Below are 17695 nucleotides of genomic sequence, written 5' to 3' on the forward strand. Positions count from 1 at the left end.
GTCTGGTAGTTATGGCGAAGAGGCCACACCCGTTCCCATCCCGAACACGGAAGTTAAGCTCTTTTGCGCCGATGGTAGTTGGGGGTTCTCCCCCTGTGAGAGTAGGACGCTGCCAGGCAGACCGAAGATCAGCTGTGATAGCTGGTCTTTTTTTGTGTCCTTAAACCTAAGGTTAAGAATAGATAGATGATATTTTGGTGACATAGAAGTTCCAATACATAAACCAGCGGCCTGGAATGTATTTTAATAATTTTGCCTGAGATTTACTAAATTCCCTTGGTTTATTTATCATTTGTGACTTTCAAGCGGTTGACATGGTGATGCCTCAATCTCGCGAAGAAATACCACATATCATTTGCTTTTAGAAAACCTCAATAAGGAAGAGGCTGCCTACCCGTCATCAGCCTCTTAATCGCTATACCACCACATCCACATTGAAAATTTAGTTGTTTACTTTTTCCCTGGATAGAATTAATACGGCGTTCAGCAAAACATCTGCCCCTTTAACACAGTCTTCATAGGAGGTGAATTCATCCTCGCGGTGACTGTATCCATTTACACTCGGAACAAAAATCATTGCCGATGGGATATAAGAAGCTATGAATTGGGCATCATGTCCAGCGCCGCTATACATTCGACTTCCTTTATACCCCAACTTGCTGCAAGCAGCTTCCACAGCATCTACCACTTCTACATCAAAATCCACTGTATCCCGATCCCATAGACGTGTTGATTTAATCGAACATCCATTTAAATTCTGGGGCAATTCTTTCACCATTCGAGATACTTCTGATATGACTTGAGGATTTTGATGTCTTGCTTCTAAGGTAAAAGTCACTTCAGAAGGAATGACTGTATGGATATTTGGATATGCATTTATACGCCCAATTGTGTAGACAAGATCAGAATCGAGTCCCTGCAGTTGCTTTTGCATATCTGCAATCATATTGGCAGCAGTGAACATTGGATCTTTGCGCATGCTTATCGGCGTTGTTCCTGCATGATTGGATTCCCCATACACAGAGATTTCATAGCATACCATTCCCAGTACACCTTCTACGACACCTATATTTAATTTTTTTCGTTCCAGTACAGGTCCTTGCTCTATATGTAATTCGATATAAGCGGTAGCTTCCTTCAAACGATTGGTTTCCGGACCTTCGAATCCACTTTCACTTAAAGCTTGAGCAAAAGTAATATCATTTCTATCCCTTGAGGCAATCATTTTGGCTTTAGCAAATTTTCCGGATAACACACCGGAAGACATAAGGGAGGGCTCAAACCGAGCTCCTTCTTCATTTGTAAAATTGACAATCGTAATGGGAAAGTCTAACTCGATTTGTTGTTCTTTAATTGTATAGACAGCTTCTAAGGCAGTTAGGACGCCGAGCACACCATCGAAACGCCCGCCTTTGATGACGGAGTCCATATGAGATCCTATTACGATAGGCGGCAGGTTTTGCTTGCCCGGTAAGGTTGCATACATATTTCCCATATCATCATACTGTACTGTCATATCGATTTCTTCACATAATGCCTGGAGTTTCTTACGTGCAGCAATATCTTCGGCAGACAATGAAAGCCGGGTTACCCCGTTGTTTTCTGTTCTACCATACTCACTAAATAACTCAATTAGCTTTTGGAGCCGCAGAGAATTACACTTTTCCATAAGTAGCCCTCCCTATTTATTTGGCGATTTCTTCTGCTTACGAGAATTTTTTTTCAACCAAAAGTGTTCGTCAGAAGCATATGGAGATTTTATACCAATAGCAATCGACCCCATAGTAACAATCCTAGGTTGATATCATTGATCGCCTTTTATATGTTTGGAAGTATATCCACCAAAATAAAAGAAGACATTGCGTTAAACAAAACCAAGGACACGCCTGTTAGAATACGGGCAAAAGCTCCAAATTACTCAGGAGGCTTCGTATTAAAGAAACTAAAATCAGTGCTGGCACAAGAGCGTAATTAAACCGTATAACATAATATTTAATTGCCAGTGAATCACCGCTTGTTACAGTGAAACATATGCAACTAAGATAATGAATAAAACAATTAATTTGGATACTGCTAATCGCTGAGGGTCGCTTGAGTAAGGGCTACCTTAATAAATCCTTCATTAACCCTGCTGCACCGGACATAACCAAAAACAGTACTAACCGAATTATGAGACAAGCACGCCTACATTCCCTACCGGATCAAATGTTTTCATCAGGAGGTGTAAAAGTGAAATGTTCCTCCCCCGCTGCGGTATAATTAATAAAAATAAGAATAATCATAATTACGTCTAAAATGGAAAGGATTTTTTTATGAATACATATAAAAGCAGAATTGAAGTGCCGGTAGAGCATACTTGGGATTTGTCAGATATTTATCCTTCGTTAGAGCAGTGGGAGGAAGACTATAATAAGATTGAATCTTCCATAGGTCCGTTACGTGAATTTGAGGGGAATATTAAAAACGGAGCTGATCTTTTGGCGTATCTGACCAAAAGTGACGAAGTTTCTGGCACATTTCAATTAGTCTATGCATATTGCAGACTGCAGCTGGATCTTGATACTAGAAATTCGAATGCACAGGCATTATTAGATAGAGCGTCACTTCTTAGTGTGAAGGTAAGTGAAGCCCGCTCGTTTTTTATGCCTTATCTGTTAAGTTTAAGTGAGGATGTATTAAGGAGATATATTTCTGAACAAGAGGGACTTGCCTATTTTGAGAAAAGCTTGTTGGAGTCCTATCGCTATAAACAGCATATCTTAAGCAGAGAGAAGGAGGAACTGCTTTCGCAGATTGGAGAGGCTTTTTCGGCACCGGGAAATACGTTTGGCATGATCAATAATGCTGATATCAAGTTTGGTGAGGTTACCGATGAAAATGGTAATAAAATTGAGCTGACCCGCGGAATGTATTCTAAGCTGATTGAGGATGAAAACAGGGAGCGGAGGAAGGAAGCTTATCAGGCTTATTACCAGCCGTATATTCAATTAAAGAATTCCATAGCATCTACTTTATCTGCAAATATCAAAAATAATGTGGTTCTTACTAAGGTTAGAAAATACCCTTCGGCTCTGGAAAAGTCGTTATTCGGCGACATGGTGCCAAAGGAAGTGTACGAAAACTTGATTTCTGCAGCCAAGAAAAATCTTGATTCGCTGCATACATACAATGAGCTTAGGAGAGAACTTCTCGAACTGGATAAACTAGCTCCATATGACCAGAGTGTGGATTTGGTAAAGGGAGTTAAAAAGGATATTCCATTTGATGAAGCTTATAGAATCATGCTGAAGGCCCTTCAACCTCTTGGAAACGATTATATTACAACACTTCAATCATTCAAGGAAAAAAGATATGTGGATGTTTGGGAAACTCCCGGAAAACGTTCGGGTGCTTATAATATGGGACTATATGGTGTCCATCCCTTTATCCTGCTTAACCATAGGAATGACTTAAATAGTTTATTCACTTTAACACATGAGATGGGCCATGCCATGCACAGTTATTATAGCAGCAAGCATCAGCCGAGGATTTCGGCAGGCTACAGCATTTTTGTGGCAGAGGTAGCCTCTACAGTTAACGAAGTGTTATTAATTCATTATTTATTGAAGGAATCTGCGGATACCGAGATGAGAAAGTATCTGATCAATCATTTTATAGACCAGTTTAAAGGAACATTTTTTACACAGGTAATGTTTGCAGAATTTGAAAAGATAACACATGAACTGGCAGAAGAGGGCAAGCCTCTGAACGCAGAGGTGTTTAACAGCGTCTATGAAAAACTCACAAGAGAGTATAACGGAGAAGTATTGGAAATTACGGACGAAGTGAAATATGGGTGGTCCAGGATTCCACACTTTTATCGTCCATTTTATGTGTATAAATATGCGACTGGATTTGCATCCGCCATTTCTATCGCCGACGGTCTTTTGAAAGGCGGTTCTAATGTACAGGGAGCGTATCTGGATTTTCTAAAAAGCGGCAGCTCGGAGTATCCTCTTGAGCTGTTAAAGAAAGTAGGAGTAGATCTGACCACACCGGTGCCGATTGATACAGCCTTAAGCCAATTTCGGCAGTTAGTTCATGAATTGTCTGCAATCTAGATCGGTATATGTTTTCGGCAGGTGAGCAGTTTTATTCATGAGCTGCTCACTTTTTATGCTTTCACAGAATGAAGTATCCGTTTTGGATAATCTCTGGTATGATAAGAAAGAAATTACGAGGACAGTGCTGGTGGATATATGGAATACTTTAAGGTTATTCAAAAAGTGGTTGATTATATAGATGAACATATTCAAACAGAAATTACGGTCAGTGACTTGGCAAAATTTATGGGATATTCACCGTTTCATTTTTTAAGGATATTTAAGGAAGCGGTTGGTGTCCCGCCTATGGAATATGTCACTAGGCGAAAGATGCAATTTGCACTGAGAGACATGGGAAAACAAACTTCAATGAATGATGTAGCATTTAATTATGGATATGATTCATATGCTGGCTTTGCAAAAGCCTTCAAAAAGGTGTTCGGAATGTCACCGTCAAAATATCGGATTCATTGCCCAAATGCAGAACCTCCAGTTATTAATCTGGAAGAACTGAAGTCGTATAAAACAGGAGGTTTGATTTCACAGCCGAAAATTATTAAATTGGATTCTTTTAGCATGGTGGGCAGGACGTATGAAGTCCCGATAAGTAATGTGCGCACAACGAGGGATGCTCCAGCGTATTGGCATCTTAATGGGCTGACAGATGGGGAAATTGAAAGGACGTTGTATCAGACGTTTGCTCCCAAAAAGCATGGAGAATTCTGCTTAAATATGGCTCATGAACAGGATTGGTCCAGTTTCACCTATTTTTTTGGCATTTTAGATGAAAAACCGGACCAGCCGCTATCGCCGGCTTTTCAACGCATTACAGCTCCAGCTTCTTCTTATGCTGTATTCAGCACCCCTGCCGTTCAGCCAGATGAGTTTGTAGATTCAGTTAAGGGAACCTGGCGATACATATTGCACTACTGGTTTCCTCAATCTGATTATGTAATAGATGAGGCTGGCTATGACTTTGAGTTTTATGACGAGCGGTGTCATCCCTGGGAACATGATTTAGTAATGATGGAAATTTATATACCCATTGAACTGCGAAACGAGAGGCAGCCAGGCTAGCCTCTCGTTTTTAATAATCTATGATAGATAAACAGGATGGGGGTCAGCAAAACAGCACTTGCCGCCAGAGCGGCTTTGATGGATGAATGCAGGCTGATTATCCCGGTAACAGGTCCTCCGCCAATCTGGCCGATTGCATCTACTTGCCCTTTGATCGAGAAAAAGGTTGCCCTCTTTGATGAATCTGTAATCAATTTATTAAACCATATGTTTTCAAATGTTGACATGACCTGGCGATTCACTTGAATCAGCAAAAACAGAAGGATGAGTCCATATATACTTGTAGAGAATGCAAATCCCAGCAGGGTGAGGATGAGAATGGCATAACTGATCAGGAGGCTTTTATATAAACTCCTAAAACTTAATTTTTCAGACATTCTGCTAAACCACTCAAAGACCATAATTGTCAATATCGATGTAATGAATTGGAGTCCTCCGACTATGAAAATCATGTTTTCATCTGTAAGAAAAGCTTCCTTGATGGCTGTGGTCAGATGTGCAACCCAAAGCCTATCAAATCCTTCACTATAAACCCCCGCAATAAAAGAAATAATTAAACAGTACCGTAGTATCGCATTTTTCCCAAAGGACGCAAGCACACCTGAGAACATGGATTTAAGTTCATGGATGGATGATTGTGAGTGATCTCTTTTCTTTTTGAGAAAAGTTGTTTCTCCCATAAACGCCCACAAGTAGATGGCCAAAAGTAAAAAACCAATTGCTCCTGTTAGTATGGAAGCCTGCAGGGAGTAATAACCAATGATGACCGCAAGCGGAATACCTATAAAGCTGCCTGCATTTTCATATTTGGCCGAGTTAATGAAAATCTTATCCACCCGATCGAGCCCGGCTTCATCAGATATCCACGCCTGCAATGCACCGCTAATGCACGTATAGCCAATGCCCCAGACAATCTGGCTGATTAGGACAGTAGTGAATAGCGGGAATAAACCTTCAATGAAAAATCCAATTCCTATTAAAAAGTAACCAAGAACAATCGAGAATTTCCTTCCTTTATAATCTGCTATCAGACCAGTAGGAATTTCAAATAAAAAGACGGTCAATTCCAATATTGTTCCCACCAGAACAAGCTGGAAAGCGTTCAGGCCTACAACCTGTATCTGGTATAGCAAGTTCACCGTAAAAACGGTCATGAAAAGCAATTGGGAAACAAATGATTGGGATAAGAACAGGGATGCAGCGTCTTTGTGTTGTGCCATGTAAAACAGCTCCTTTCAGAATTTAGATTAAACTAAAACGGATAAGGAGAACTATTCCAGAATTGCTATATTTTCTGTTTTAACTAGGTATCAAGAAAATGGTACAGCGGGGGTAAATAATCGTTTTGTACGGGTCAGGCCTGAGACAGGGATTTATTTACGGGTTTCCTGAGCCAATTATGGGACGGTTTTTGACCTGCTGGGCTGCTGCTGACTCTTTGCGGCCTTGCAAAACCCAGTTAAGGCAATCCCCCTGGATAAAGGCAAGAGTAAAGGAGGAATCGGTGGGGCAGCCAATTATTTATTAATCATGGACTTTGATTGGCATTGTTCAGCCGCTATTATGTCGTTCATCAATTAAGTTTACAGGAAATTTAAAATTGTCCAAAGATTCAAAAATTATTTTGACAGTCTCAACAAAAGATGATATTAATTAAGTAAGTTCTTTTTTTATAAAACAGAGTTTTATAATATCGAACAAAAAATTCCAATACATAACTTAGATTGTGCAACTGGTAAAGGAAATTCGCTCTTTTTTTTGCTTTTAATGTAAAACGGAGTTTTATATTATAAAATCCCGTGATTTCCACTGCAGAAAGGAGAAAAACTATCAGTTTTATTTTTTGTAATAAATGATAACGCTTTCAATAAGAAATGGGGGAATTTTGAGTGAAAAAAAGAAAATGGTTGGGAATTGCTTCAAGTTTAACTATTACAGCCGCATTACTACTTGCCGGCTGCGGGAAAGAAGAGAAAACCAGTGGGTCAGGCGGAGCAGGCGGGGCAGTGAAAACCATTAAAGTAGCGCATTACTTCGCTGAAGATCATCCGCAAAATATTGCACTGAAGGAAGTGTTTAAAAAGAAAGTTGAAGAAGAAAGCAAAGGTAAGTTAAAGGTTCAAATATTTGCCAATAGTACACTAGGTGCTGAAAAAGAATTTTATGACGGTGTGAGAAACGGCACAATAGAGATGGGAATTCCAGGGTTGATCATGCAGGCTGACCTTCCAAAAATGGCTGTTCCGGAATGGCCGTTCCTTTTTAGGGATTTTGATCATGTGAAATCAGTTCTAAATGGCGAAATAGGAAAAGAATTGACTGCAGATATGGAATCAAAGCACGGTGTGAAGCCACTTGCATGGAGTGCGAATGGATTTAGAATGTTCTCAAGCAACAAACCGATCGAAAAAATGGAGGACTTTAAGGGCTTCAGAGTCAGGATGCCAAATATACCAAACTACATTAAGCTGGGTGAAGCACTGGGAGCAAATGTGTCTCCTATGCCGATATCAGAAGTATTCACTGCCCTTGAACAAAAGGTTGTAGACGGGCAGGATAACCCGATTGCTACCTTAAGACAATCAGGATGGTATGAAGTCCAGAGTCATGTCCTTGAATCAAAACATATGTTCAGCCCAAATCTATATATCATAAACAGCAAGTTTTGGAATGGCCTCACGAAGGACCAGCAGAAGATTATTGAAACAGCCTCTAAAGAAGCAGCAGATTACGAGTTCGAATTGTTAGAAAAAAGCTATAACGAGGATAAAAAATTCTTAAAGGAAAATAAAATAAAATTCACTGAGCCAGACGCGGAGTTCAAGAAAGAAATGGAAAAGAGAGCGCAGCCATTATATGAGAACATTTTTAAAGAAAATGAATGGGCGAAAGACCTTTATGACCGAATTAAGGCAGAGTAATAGCACACAATAGGAGGAAATGGTGATGGCAAAGATAACTAGATTCCTAGAACAACTGTTAAATATAATCATGGCTGCTGCCCTTGCAATTATGGTCGTCCTGGTATTTGGCAACGTAGTTCTTCGTTATTTCTTTAACTCGGGTATTACTTGGTCAGAGGAAATGTCACGTTACTTATTTGTCTGGCTGACTTTTCTTGGTTCAATAGGAGCTTATCAAAATAAGGAACACTTAGGTGTAGATATGATGGTAAAAAGGCTTCCCCGGCATGTAAAAAGATTTGTCCTGGTTGTAAGTGATCTGTTAATTATATTTGTACTTGTACTTCTCCTGGATGGAAGCTGGAAAATGACCTTGATGAACATTGACAGTGTGACTCCTGCAGTTGGCATGCCGCTTGCTCTTGTGTATGGTACAGGGTTAGTGGTAGCCGTATCGATGGCCATTATAACAATCAATAATATTTATCGAATCATTTTTAACAAAGTGACGGATGAGGAACTTAATGCGATAAATGATTCTGAAGAAATGATCATTTAACCAGATAGAGAGAGGAGGGTAAACAAACATGACGGTAGGAATATTTATAGGCTCTTTACTGGGAGCTATGGCTCTTGGAATGCCAATTGCTTTTGCATTATTAGTAAGCAGTGTCGCTTTAATGTTCTTCATGGGAAATTTTGACAGCCAGATTATCGCTCAAAACTTAATAAACGGAGCGGATAATTTTCCGCTTATGGCAATCCCCTTTTTCATGCTGGCAGGGGAGCTGATGAATGCAGGCGGTCTTTCTAAGCGTATTGTTGATATGGCAATGACGATGGTAGGCCATATAAGAGGCGGGCTCGGTTATGTTGCGATAATAGCAAGTTTGTTATTTGCCAGTTTATCTGGTTCGGCAGTTGCTGATACGGCAGCCCTTGGCTCCATTCTAATTCCAATGATGGTCAAGAGCGGTTATGACGTCAATCGTTCCAGCGGCTTGATTGCTTCCGGGGGGATTATTGCACCAATCATCCCTCCGAGTATCGGTTTCATCATCTTTGGAGTGGCGAGCGGTGTTTCTATCACTAAACTATTTATGGCAGGAATTGTGCCAGGTATTTTACTTGCAGTTGGATTAACGGTTACATGGGCAATTGTAGCCAGGCGCGATAAAGTACAAGTTCAGCCCCGTAAATCTTTGAAAGAAATTCTTATTGCGATGCGAAAAGGGATTTGGGCTCTATTCCTGCCAATCATCATCATCGGAGGATTGAAAGGGGGATTATTTACCCCTACTGAGGCGGCAGTAGTAGCCGCGGTGTACGCGTTGTTCGTTGGCTTAGTAATTTATCGGGAACTAAAAATATCTGATCTACACCGCGTTTTTGTTCATGCTGCAAAAATGACCAGCGTGGTTATGTTTCTTGTGGCAGCTGCTCTGGTATCATCATGGCTTATTACAGTAGCGAACCTGCCGGCTCAAATGATAGGGATGCTCGGGCCTGTTCTTGATCACCCATTACTGCTGTTAGTAGCGATCAACCTCCTGGTTATCATTATCGGAACGGCAATGGATATGACGCCAACCATCCTTATTCTAACTCCTGTTCTGATGCCGGTCATTATTCAAGCAGGGATCGATCCTGTTTATTTCGGTGTACTGTTTATCATCAACAATGCAATAGGCTTGCTTACACCGCCTGTTGGAACCGTCTTAAACGTCATGTGCGGAATAAGTAAAATTAGTATGGAAGATATCATGAAAGGTATATGGCCATTCCTGCTGGTACAAGTCATTGTCCTGATCCTGTTAATATTATTTCCTTCTCTTGTATTGGTACCGCTTGACTGGTTTACAACTTAAGTTTACTGGATTTCGAAAATCGTTTTTATCAAATTAATATAAAGCTAGATTGGGAGGAAAAGAAAAATGAAAAAGAATATGAAGCGAGCGATTCTAGGTGTTTTACTGCCAAGCATGGTGCTTCTTGGTGCCTGCGGGAATAACGGTGAGGGCAGTGTAAAAACAAATGCAACAGGAAAAACCGAAGGAATCCAGGAGAGGACAATTAAGGCAGGCATTGGCAACAATGAAAACCATCCACAAGGCCAGGGAATGAAGAAGTTTAAAGAGCTTGTTGAAGAAAAAAGCGGCGGCAAAATGAAGGTTCAGAATTTCTTTGACGCATCCCTCGGTGATGACTTAAATATGACGAAAGCACTTCAGGCAGGAACCCAGGAGATTACAAATCCTTCCACTTCACCGCTGGTAGGAATGATTCCGGAATTCGGCATATTTGATTTCCCTTTTGTCTTTAATAATGAAGAAGAAGCAGATGCGGTACTAGATGGACCGGTAGGCCAAAAGCTGATGGATAAGTTACCGGAGCAAGGGCTGATTGGCCTTGCCTATTCTGAAAACGGATTCAGACAATTAACCAACAGCAAACATGCAGTCAAAACAGCAGAAGATTTTAAAGGATTGAAAATCCGGACCATGCAAAACGAAGTTCATCTTGATGCATTTAAGAAATTAGGCGCAAATCCTTCACCAATGGCATTTTCTGAGGTCTTCACCGCACTTGAAAGCAAAACGGTGGACGGGCAGGAAAATCCGCTTTCGACTATTAAATCTCAGAAATACAATGAAGTACAAAAACACTTAAGCCTGACAAAACATGTTTATACACCGTTCATTATGCTTGTAAGCAAAAAGTTCTGGGATAAATTGTCTGAAGAAGAACAAGGCATTTTAAGAGAAGCAGCACAAGAAGCTGGAAAATACCAGCGTGAAGTAAGCCGCAAAGAAAATGAAATTGCGATTAAAGATCTTGAAAAGGCAGGCATGAAGATTAACGAGGTTTCAGATGAAGAGCGCGAAAAAATGAAAAAGATGATTCAGCCAGTTAATGACAAGTATGCTGAGAAGTTTGGCACAGAACTTGTTGATGAGATGATGGCAGAATTGGAAAAAGTGCGCAGCAAGTAACAAACGCCCTCGGTGAGGAGGAAGATTAATGGATATTATTACAGAGCTTCTGAAGGAAATCAGGCTTCCAACTATGGTGAAAATTAAGCAAAACTTTACAGCTCCTGAACTTGAGGACGTTGCAAGTGAAGTTCATAAAGCAATTAGAGAGGCAGACGTACTCTCCCGGGTTACTCCGGGAGACTCCGTTGCCATTGCAGTAGGAAGCAGGGGAGTTGCTGATATTCCTATTCTTGTCCGTGAGACGGTAAATGCGATCAAAAGTGCAGGCGGAGACCCCTTTATTGTCCCGGCAATGGGAAGTCACGGCGGGGCTACGGCTGTTGGGCAGATTGACGTTCTAACGCAGCTGGGAGTTACTGAAGAAGCAGTTGGTGCACCTATCCGTGCCACAATGGAAGTAGTAAAACTTGGCGAATTACCAAATGGACTCCCGATTTACATAGATAAATATGCATTTGAGGCAGATAAAATTGTTGTAATTAATAGAGTAAAGCCCCATACCGCCTTTAGAGGACCCGTCGAAAGCGGCCTTATGAAAATGATAACTATTGGCCTTGGAAAACAAAAAGGTGCCGAGGCGGCTCATGCTTTCAGCTTTAAATATATGGCGGAACATGTCGTAGAAATGACGAGAATTACCTTGAAGAAGACGCCTATCATATTTGGTTTAGCATCCTTGGAAAATGCATATGATCGCCCGGCAAGGATTGTCGCCGTCCCAGCGGAAAAAATGGAAGAATTGGAACCCGCATTGCTGTTAGAAGCAAAATCCCTTATGCCTAAAATTTATTTCGATTCGATTGATGTGTTGATAGTTGATGAAATTGGGAAGGACATTTCAGGCGACGGAATGGATCCAAATATTACAGGCAGATTTGCCACGCCATATGCCAGCGGTGGACCGGATGTTACGAGAATAGTCGTGCTGGGACTTACCGAGAAGACTCATGGAAATGCAAATGGTATAGGGATGGCAGATATGACAACTAAGGCTGTTATGGATGAAATAGAGTGGGAAAAGGGATATGCCAATGCACTGACAAGTACCGTCACATCTGTTATTAAACTCCCAATGGTGTTAGATACAGCAGAACTTGCCATAAAAGCGGCAATAAAAACCTGTAATGCATTTGATTTAAAACAGGCCAAAGTAGTCAGAATTAAGAATACATTAGAGGTCGGAGAAATCTGGATATCAGAAAGCCTGTTAAGCCAGGCAAAAGAAGCTGAAAACATAGAGATTCTTTCTGAAGTATCAGAACTGATTGTCAGTTGAGCAAAACCGCATTCTTTTTACACCGGAGAACATCCATTTATATAGTAATCTACACTGCATTCGTAATAGCCTATTTAATTTCTATTTTTTTGCAGGCTGAGTGGATTACTTACGTCTCTGGTGTGCTGGGTATGATCTCAGTTGCACTATCTTTCTCTAAATCTACTCTTTTGTTTAAAAGAACGAGTTTAATATTTATCATCACAGGCCTGGGTTTAATGATTTTTTATAAAATATCGTTTGTTAACGTACCGATCTACTTTAACCGGATGGCAATCATGATTTCGTTGTTTGTCGTACTTCCTTTTATGAACAGTATTATACGAGTTGGAAATTACGACAGAAATGTAAATAAACTGCTTAAGTTAAAAACAAGTGACTTGAGCCAAGTATACTGCCGTGGCTCCTTAACTTCTTATATTATCGGCATGTTTCTCAATATCGGGGTTATCCCTTTTGTGCATCAGGTAATCGAGCGGAGTCCCCTTATGGAAGCTTCCAATATAAAGAAACGGTATATAGCCAGCATGATCTTGAGAGGTTATACACTCTGCCTGATATGGAGTCCTATGGAGATACTCGTTGGTTTAACGATTGATCTTACACAAGTATCTTATTATACGATTCTTCCATATTTATTCTGTCTATCTATTTTGGTACTCGCGCTTGACTGGCTGCTGGCGAAGCAATATAGAAAATTCAAACTAAATTCTTCAGGGCAGTCAGTCCAGTTTAATAAGCGTGTCATTCTAAAAAATATTCTCTTTCTTTTTGTACATTTATTTCTTTTTATTGCAGCTGTAACGGCACTTAAGAAATTTCTACACTTGAATTTTCTTACGTCGGTAACCATTACCATACTGCCGTATGCCATTTTTTGGGCACTTACTATAAAAAAATTAAAGTCTTATCTGAATTACAGTGTAATGGTATGGAAAAGAAAAACGGCCTCGTTACAAAATTATATGGTCTTGTTTCTCGGGCTAGGGTTCTTTATAAGTGTGCTGGAAGAATCACATTTATTGAAGTTTCTGCAGCACCCATTCGTACAGCTCTCAAAAATGCCTATTTTTCTTTTTTTACTGATTCAGGTTCTGTTTTTGCTGCTGGCGATGGGAGGATTTCATCCCCTAGTTACAATGGCAATAATTGGGGAAGCGATCCGCCCGGCAGCAGCTGCACTGAACCCTGTAGCGCTAAGCATTGTTTTAATAACGTCCAGCCTTTCTACTGTGATGAGCGGCCCTTACAATATAACTGTGTCTTTAATGAGTATGCTGCTAAATGATAATCCGTATAGAGTATCACTATACAATATAAAGTTCGCGTTGATTTTCAGCAGTGCAGGGACTGTTCTGGCACTGTTTCTAATATGGTTACAATAAGGAAGGAATGGTAGTATGCTCCATTTATATCCTCAAATTAACAGCGATATCAATCCTTACAGGGATAACGTTCAAGGGAAGGCGAATGAACCGATTACGGTAGCGGGACTTCTTGATCGCTCTAAACAAACCCTTGGGGTTACGTATGAAGGTGGAAAACCTGACTGGTCGCTTGAAGAAATTTATATGAGGCTTGAACATAATGCACCAAGGATTGCAATTATTGGCGGTTCCTCCGACCATCCAGCCCACATTATGGACCTTCAAACTTCTGCCAGGGCAGCAATACGCATCTGGCAGAATGGAGGAGTACCCTTTTACTTCTCAACACCGGTTATGTGTGACGGAACAGCCCAGAGTAATCAAGGCATGAGCTATTCTCTTCAAAGCCGGAATGCTGTTGCGCAAATGGTTGTTAACCAGCTCGAAGCACATAGCTACCATGGGGCTTTTGTCATTCAAGGATGCGACAAGCAGCCGCTGGGTGTAGTAAGTGCGCTCGCTCACGTTGATCGTGTGCGGCGGAGCCGCGGTGAAGCGCCATTTTTTGCAACATTCGCACCAGCCCATGTCTTAGAAGGAGGCTCCATTCCGGAAGATGTGATTCAGGAGCTGGAAGGGCTGGCGGTAAAAGCAGAAAGAGAAGGAGCAGCGGATGTTGCCCTGGATCTTAGAGACACGATGGCGTATATATTGCAATGTTCATCTAACACGGCATTTCAGGGAGTCTTCGAGCGTGCATATGAACGCGGTATTTTAACACATGAACAGCATAAATATTTTGAAATGCGTCTAGCGGTCGCTACATGCGATGGCCAGGGCGGAATATGTGCTTTTAATGGCACTGGAAATAGTTCCCGCCATTTAGTGGCTGGCCTTGGACTGGTTCACCCGGCAGTCGAGCTCCTGACAGACCCGCCTTCACAGCGGCAGATTAATGCAGTGCTTGACAGCTTTGCAGGAATGATAAATGAAGAGCAGTATGGCGTAGCGAATATTGTAGCGGCTAACATTAAAAACGCGATCCGGATCCACAGTGCATCCGGAGGCTCCACTAACTTAATGATGCATCTAGTCGCAGGAATGCTTTATGCAGGGTATAAATTCAGCCTGTGGGATTTGGATCGGATTCATCATGAGTATCCCATCCCAGATTTATTTGACTACAGCCTGACACAGGGCAGGGACATTTATTCGCTTGCCATGCAGTGCTGCAGCGGAACCAGCAGGGGAATGGAAACTCTTTTTTATGAACTTTTGGAAAATGGAGTACCAATGGATCAGGATGCACCAACTGTTGTGGGGAAAACGTGGAAGGAGCGTCTCGAGATTACCCGCAGTCTGCAAGCGGTCAATGTTAAAGAAAATCCTGTTATATTATCGAAGCCAAAACGCAGTTTCAGCGGGGTGGACGTGTTAAAAGGGAATTTCTTTGAAAGTGCAGTAGTAAAAATCAGCGGTATGCCAACTCCTCAGCTTGACTCTTTTGATGATAAGCTTGCGTTTGTCCTGTATTACGAAAATGAAGATGAAGCGAATCAAAGTCTGCTGGATACGAATCTCCTAACAGAATTAAAACAACAGCAGACAATCCCGCATCATCATTTGCTTTCAACCTTGAGATACAACAACGAAAAAGAATGGCAGCGTCTTCAAGATAAATCTTATGACGAACTCTTTGATGAGATGGCAGAATCAGGAATCCTGAAACTCGCCATTATTATCGCAGGCCAGGGACCGGTAGCCTTTGGCATGCCAGAGATGTTTACGCCGATGCAGCACATTAATGCAAATCGTGTAATGAAAAAGCTGGCAACAATCATCAGTGACGGACGGTATTCAGGCGTAACTTATGGAGCTGCAATTGGCCATATGACACCTGAAGCGTTCGAAGGCGGAGGGGTCGGCTATCTGAAAACAGGGGATATTCTTCATTTGCAGCTGCGGGATGGACGAATTGATTTCGTTGATCCATTACGGCTAATTGACGATGTGCTTGTGCATGAATTTACAGAAGAGTTGAAGGAGGAAAGGCAGGAACTTGCCATCGAGAGAAAACAGCGTATGAAGGTCCGCCAAAAGATGGTGGCGGCGAGCAACCGGATGTATGGGCACACGGATGCAGCGAACGGCGTTGTACCACTGGCAGTTGCCCACGACGCGGTGCTAGATTACGAGAAAGATATTGTTAGGGAACAATCAGACGCAATTATTCAATAAAGCATGCTCCTCATAAATCCGTTACAATAAGGATACTAGGTCTAAAGGAGTGAGGAACATGCCTATCATACAATCCGTGGAGCGGGCATTAAAGATATTAGATTTATTTGATGAGCGAGAAAGAGAATTAACGATCACTGAGATCAGCAAACGAATGAACTTGCACAAAAGCACCGTTCATTCTCTTTTAAAAACCTTACAGGTACAGCGATATATATCCCAAAATGAAGAAAATGGAAAGTACTCTCTAGGCTTAAAGCTGTTTGAGAGAGGGAGCATGGTGTTAGGCCATCTTGATTTACGCAATGTTGCAAGAAAACATCTTGAGCAGTTATCCGCTGAGACGAACTTAACTGTCCACCTGGTAGTGTTGGAAGGACAGGAGGGTGTTTATGTCGATAAAGTGGAAGGCAGCGGAGTAACGGTAATGTATTCCCGCATTGGACGGCGTGTTCCTATTCATACAAGTGCAGTTGGAAAATCACTTGTTGCAGCCAAAACAGACAGTGCATTAAATCTTCTGCTAGAAGGCTATATGTATACGAAGCCAACTGACAAATCAATTGGTTCAAAAGAAGAATTCTTAACTGAGCTTGAAAAAGTACGGACTGTCGGATATTCAATAGATAACGAAGAAAATGAACCGGGAATTGTCTGCTTGGCCGTCCCGATAAAAGATTATTCAGGCAATGTGATTGCGGCTATGAGTGTATCAATACCTGCGTATAAGGGTGAAGAAACACATGATTATTATGTAGGTATGTTAAAGGAATGCAGCAGTAAAATTTCCCAGGGACTCGGCTATGAATTTCAAAAAATTTAAAATGAATGGACTTGCTAAATTAAGGAGGAATTTAAAAAATGAGAATTATTCGATATATAAAAGATCAGGAGAAACAACTGGCTGCCGTGACGGATGAAAATAGAGTAGTGGATCTTCCGTATACAAATTTTATGTCGTTGATTGAATCGGCACGACGTGAAAACAAAACAGCATTTGACATTGTAAAACAATTTGCGGCTGAATGTGAATCACAGCCGCTCGAGGGTCTTCAATTAACAACACCTATCGATGCTCCAGAAGTATGGGCATCTGGTGTAACGTATAAAAAAAGCAAGGAAGCGCGCAATTATGAAGCAACACAGGGGAAACTTGACCGCCAGACGTTCTATGACAAAGTATATGATGCAGAAAGACCTGAGATTTTCTTCAAATCGACCGCAGCCAGAACCGTTGGACCGAATGATCCCGTTTACCTTCGTTCAGACTCAAACTGGCAGATCCCTGAGCCAGAGCTGGGTTTAGTCATCGACAAAGAAGGAACAGTGCTTGGGTACACGGCAGGAAATGACATGAGCTGCCGCGACATTGAAGGGGAAAACCCGCTCTATCTGCCACAGGCCAAGGTTTGGAAGAACTCCTGCTCCATTGGACCTTCCATTTTATTAAAAGAAGCAGTTTCAGATCCATATGAGCTAAGTATTATCTGCCGTATCTATCGAAATGAAGAAAAGGTATTCGAAGGCGAAGCCCAGGTCAACCAGCTGAAACGCACACTGGAAGAGCTGGTAGAGTACCTGGTGCTGGATAACACGATCTTTGACGGAACGGTTCTGCTTACCGGAACATGCGTTGTTCCGCCAAATGAATTCACATTGAAGGATCACGACCGAATCGAAATTGAAATCCCGGGTATTGGAGTGTTAAACAATCCGGTTATTCAAAGCAAAGCTGTGCAAACCATTTAAGGGGTGA

General features: G+C 41.5%; 13 protein-coding genes and 1 rRNA gene. 12 read left to right on the top strand and 2 right to left on the bottom strand.

Annotation, left to right across the window (positions count from 1 at the left end; translation table 11 throughout):
- Position 1: 1 nt before the first annotated feature.
- Positions 2–118 (top strand): 5S ribosomal RNA (rrf, locus tag CUU66_RS06585).
- Positions 119–442: 324 nt separating this feature from the next.
- Here the strand turns inward: rrf and CUU66_RS06590 are convergent.
- Positions 443–1669 carry a Zn-dependent hydrolase gene (locus CUU66_RS06590; protein ID WP_101640887.1) on the bottom strand — a complete coding sequence of 409 codons (1227 nt, stop codon included), beginning with the start codon at positions 1667–1669 and terminating at the stop codon, positions 443–445.
- 643 nt (positions 1670–2312) lie between these two features.
- On the opposite strand from CUU66_RS06590, the gene pepF reads away from it, so the two are divergent.
- Both pepF and CUU66_RS06600 read left to right on the top strand, forming a co-directional pair.
- Entirely contained in the window at positions 2313–4100 is a 1788-nt protein-coding gene (gene pepF / locus CUU66_RS06595; RefSeq protein ID WP_101640888.1) for an oligoendopeptidase F, read from the top strand.
- Between the two features lie 138 nt (positions 4101–4238).
- Positions 4239–5159: an AraC family transcriptional regulator gene (locus CUU66_RS06600; RefSeq protein WP_101640889.1), complete on the top strand. Its 921-nt coding sequence runs from the start codon at positions 4239–4241 to the stop codon at positions 5157–5159.
- Here CUU66_RS06600 and CUU66_RS06605 read toward each other — a convergent pair.
- Positions 5156–6379, bottom strand: a complete 1224-nt coding sequence (locus CUU66_RS06605) for an MFS transporter (RefSeq protein ID WP_101640890.1) — start codon at positions 6377–6379, stop codon at positions 5156–5158. The two genes, CUU66_RS06600 and CUU66_RS06605, sit on opposite strands and share 4 nt — an antisense overlap.
- A 669-nt stretch (positions 6380–7048) precedes the next feature.
- On the opposite strand from CUU66_RS06605, the gene CUU66_RS06610 reads away from it, so the two are divergent.
- From CUU66_RS06610 to CUU66_RS06650, 9 genes are all read left to right on the top strand, one after another.
- On the top strand, positions 7049–8080 hold the full coding sequence (locus CUU66_RS06610) for a TRAP transporter substrate-binding protein (RefSeq protein WP_101640891.1): 1032 nt from the start codon (positions 7049–7051) through the stop codon (positions 8078–8080).
- A 25-nt stretch (positions 8081–8105) separates the two neighbouring features.
- The gene (locus CUU66_RS06615) at positions 8106–8621 is read left to right on the top strand and encodes a TRAP transporter small permease (protein WP_180955185.1); all 516 of its coding nucleotides are present in this window, start codon (positions 8106–8108) and stop codon (positions 8619–8621) included.
- A gap of 28 nt (positions 8622–8649) precedes the next feature.
- On the top strand, positions 8650–9930 hold the full coding sequence (locus tag CUU66_RS06620; protein ID WP_101640893.1) for a TRAP transporter large permease subunit: 1281 nt from the start codon (positions 8650–8652) through the stop codon (positions 9928–9930).
- 66 nt (positions 9931–9996) lie between these two features.
- On the top strand, positions 9997–11055 hold the full coding sequence (locus tag CUU66_RS06625) for a TRAP transporter substrate-binding protein (RefSeq protein ID WP_101640894.1): 1059 nt from the start codon (positions 9997–9999) through the stop codon (positions 11053–11055).
- A gap of 28 nt (positions 11056–11083) precedes the next feature.
- Complete coding sequence (locus CUU66_RS06630) at positions 11084–12334, top strand: lactate racemase domain-containing protein (protein WP_101640895.1); 1251 nt, start codon at positions 11084–11086, stop codon at positions 12332–12334.
- 131 nt (positions 12335–12465) lie between these two features.
- Positions 12466–13719 carry a hypothetical protein gene (locus CUU66_RS06635; protein WP_101640896.1) on the top strand — a complete coding sequence of 418 codons (1254 nt, stop codon included), beginning with the start codon at positions 12466–12468 and terminating at the stop codon, positions 13717–13719.
- Between the two features lie 15 nt (positions 13720–13734).
- Positions 13735–15939, top strand: a complete 2205-nt coding sequence (locus tag CUU66_RS06640; protein ID WP_101640897.1) for a dihydroxy-acid dehydratase domain-containing protein — start codon at positions 13735–13737, stop codon at positions 15937–15939.
- Positions 15940–15997: 58 nt separating this feature from the next.
- Positions 15998–16762: an IclR family transcriptional regulator gene (locus CUU66_RS06645; protein ID WP_101640898.1), complete on the top strand. Its 765-nt coding sequence runs from the start codon at positions 15998–16000 to the stop codon at positions 16760–16762.
- A 38-nt stretch (positions 16763–16800) separates the two neighbouring features.
- Complete coding sequence (locus CUU66_RS06650) at positions 16801–17688, top strand: fumarylacetoacetate hydrolase family protein (RefSeq protein WP_101640899.1); 888 nt, start codon at positions 16801–16803, stop codon at positions 17686–17688.
- Positions 17689–17695 lie beyond the last annotated feature (7 nt).

The sequence above is a fragment of the Peribacillus deserti genome (assembly GCF_002863585.1).
In the GTDB taxonomy this organism is placed as follows: Bacteria; Bacillota; Bacilli; order Bacillales; family DSM-1321; genus Paraperibacillus; species Paraperibacillus deserti_A.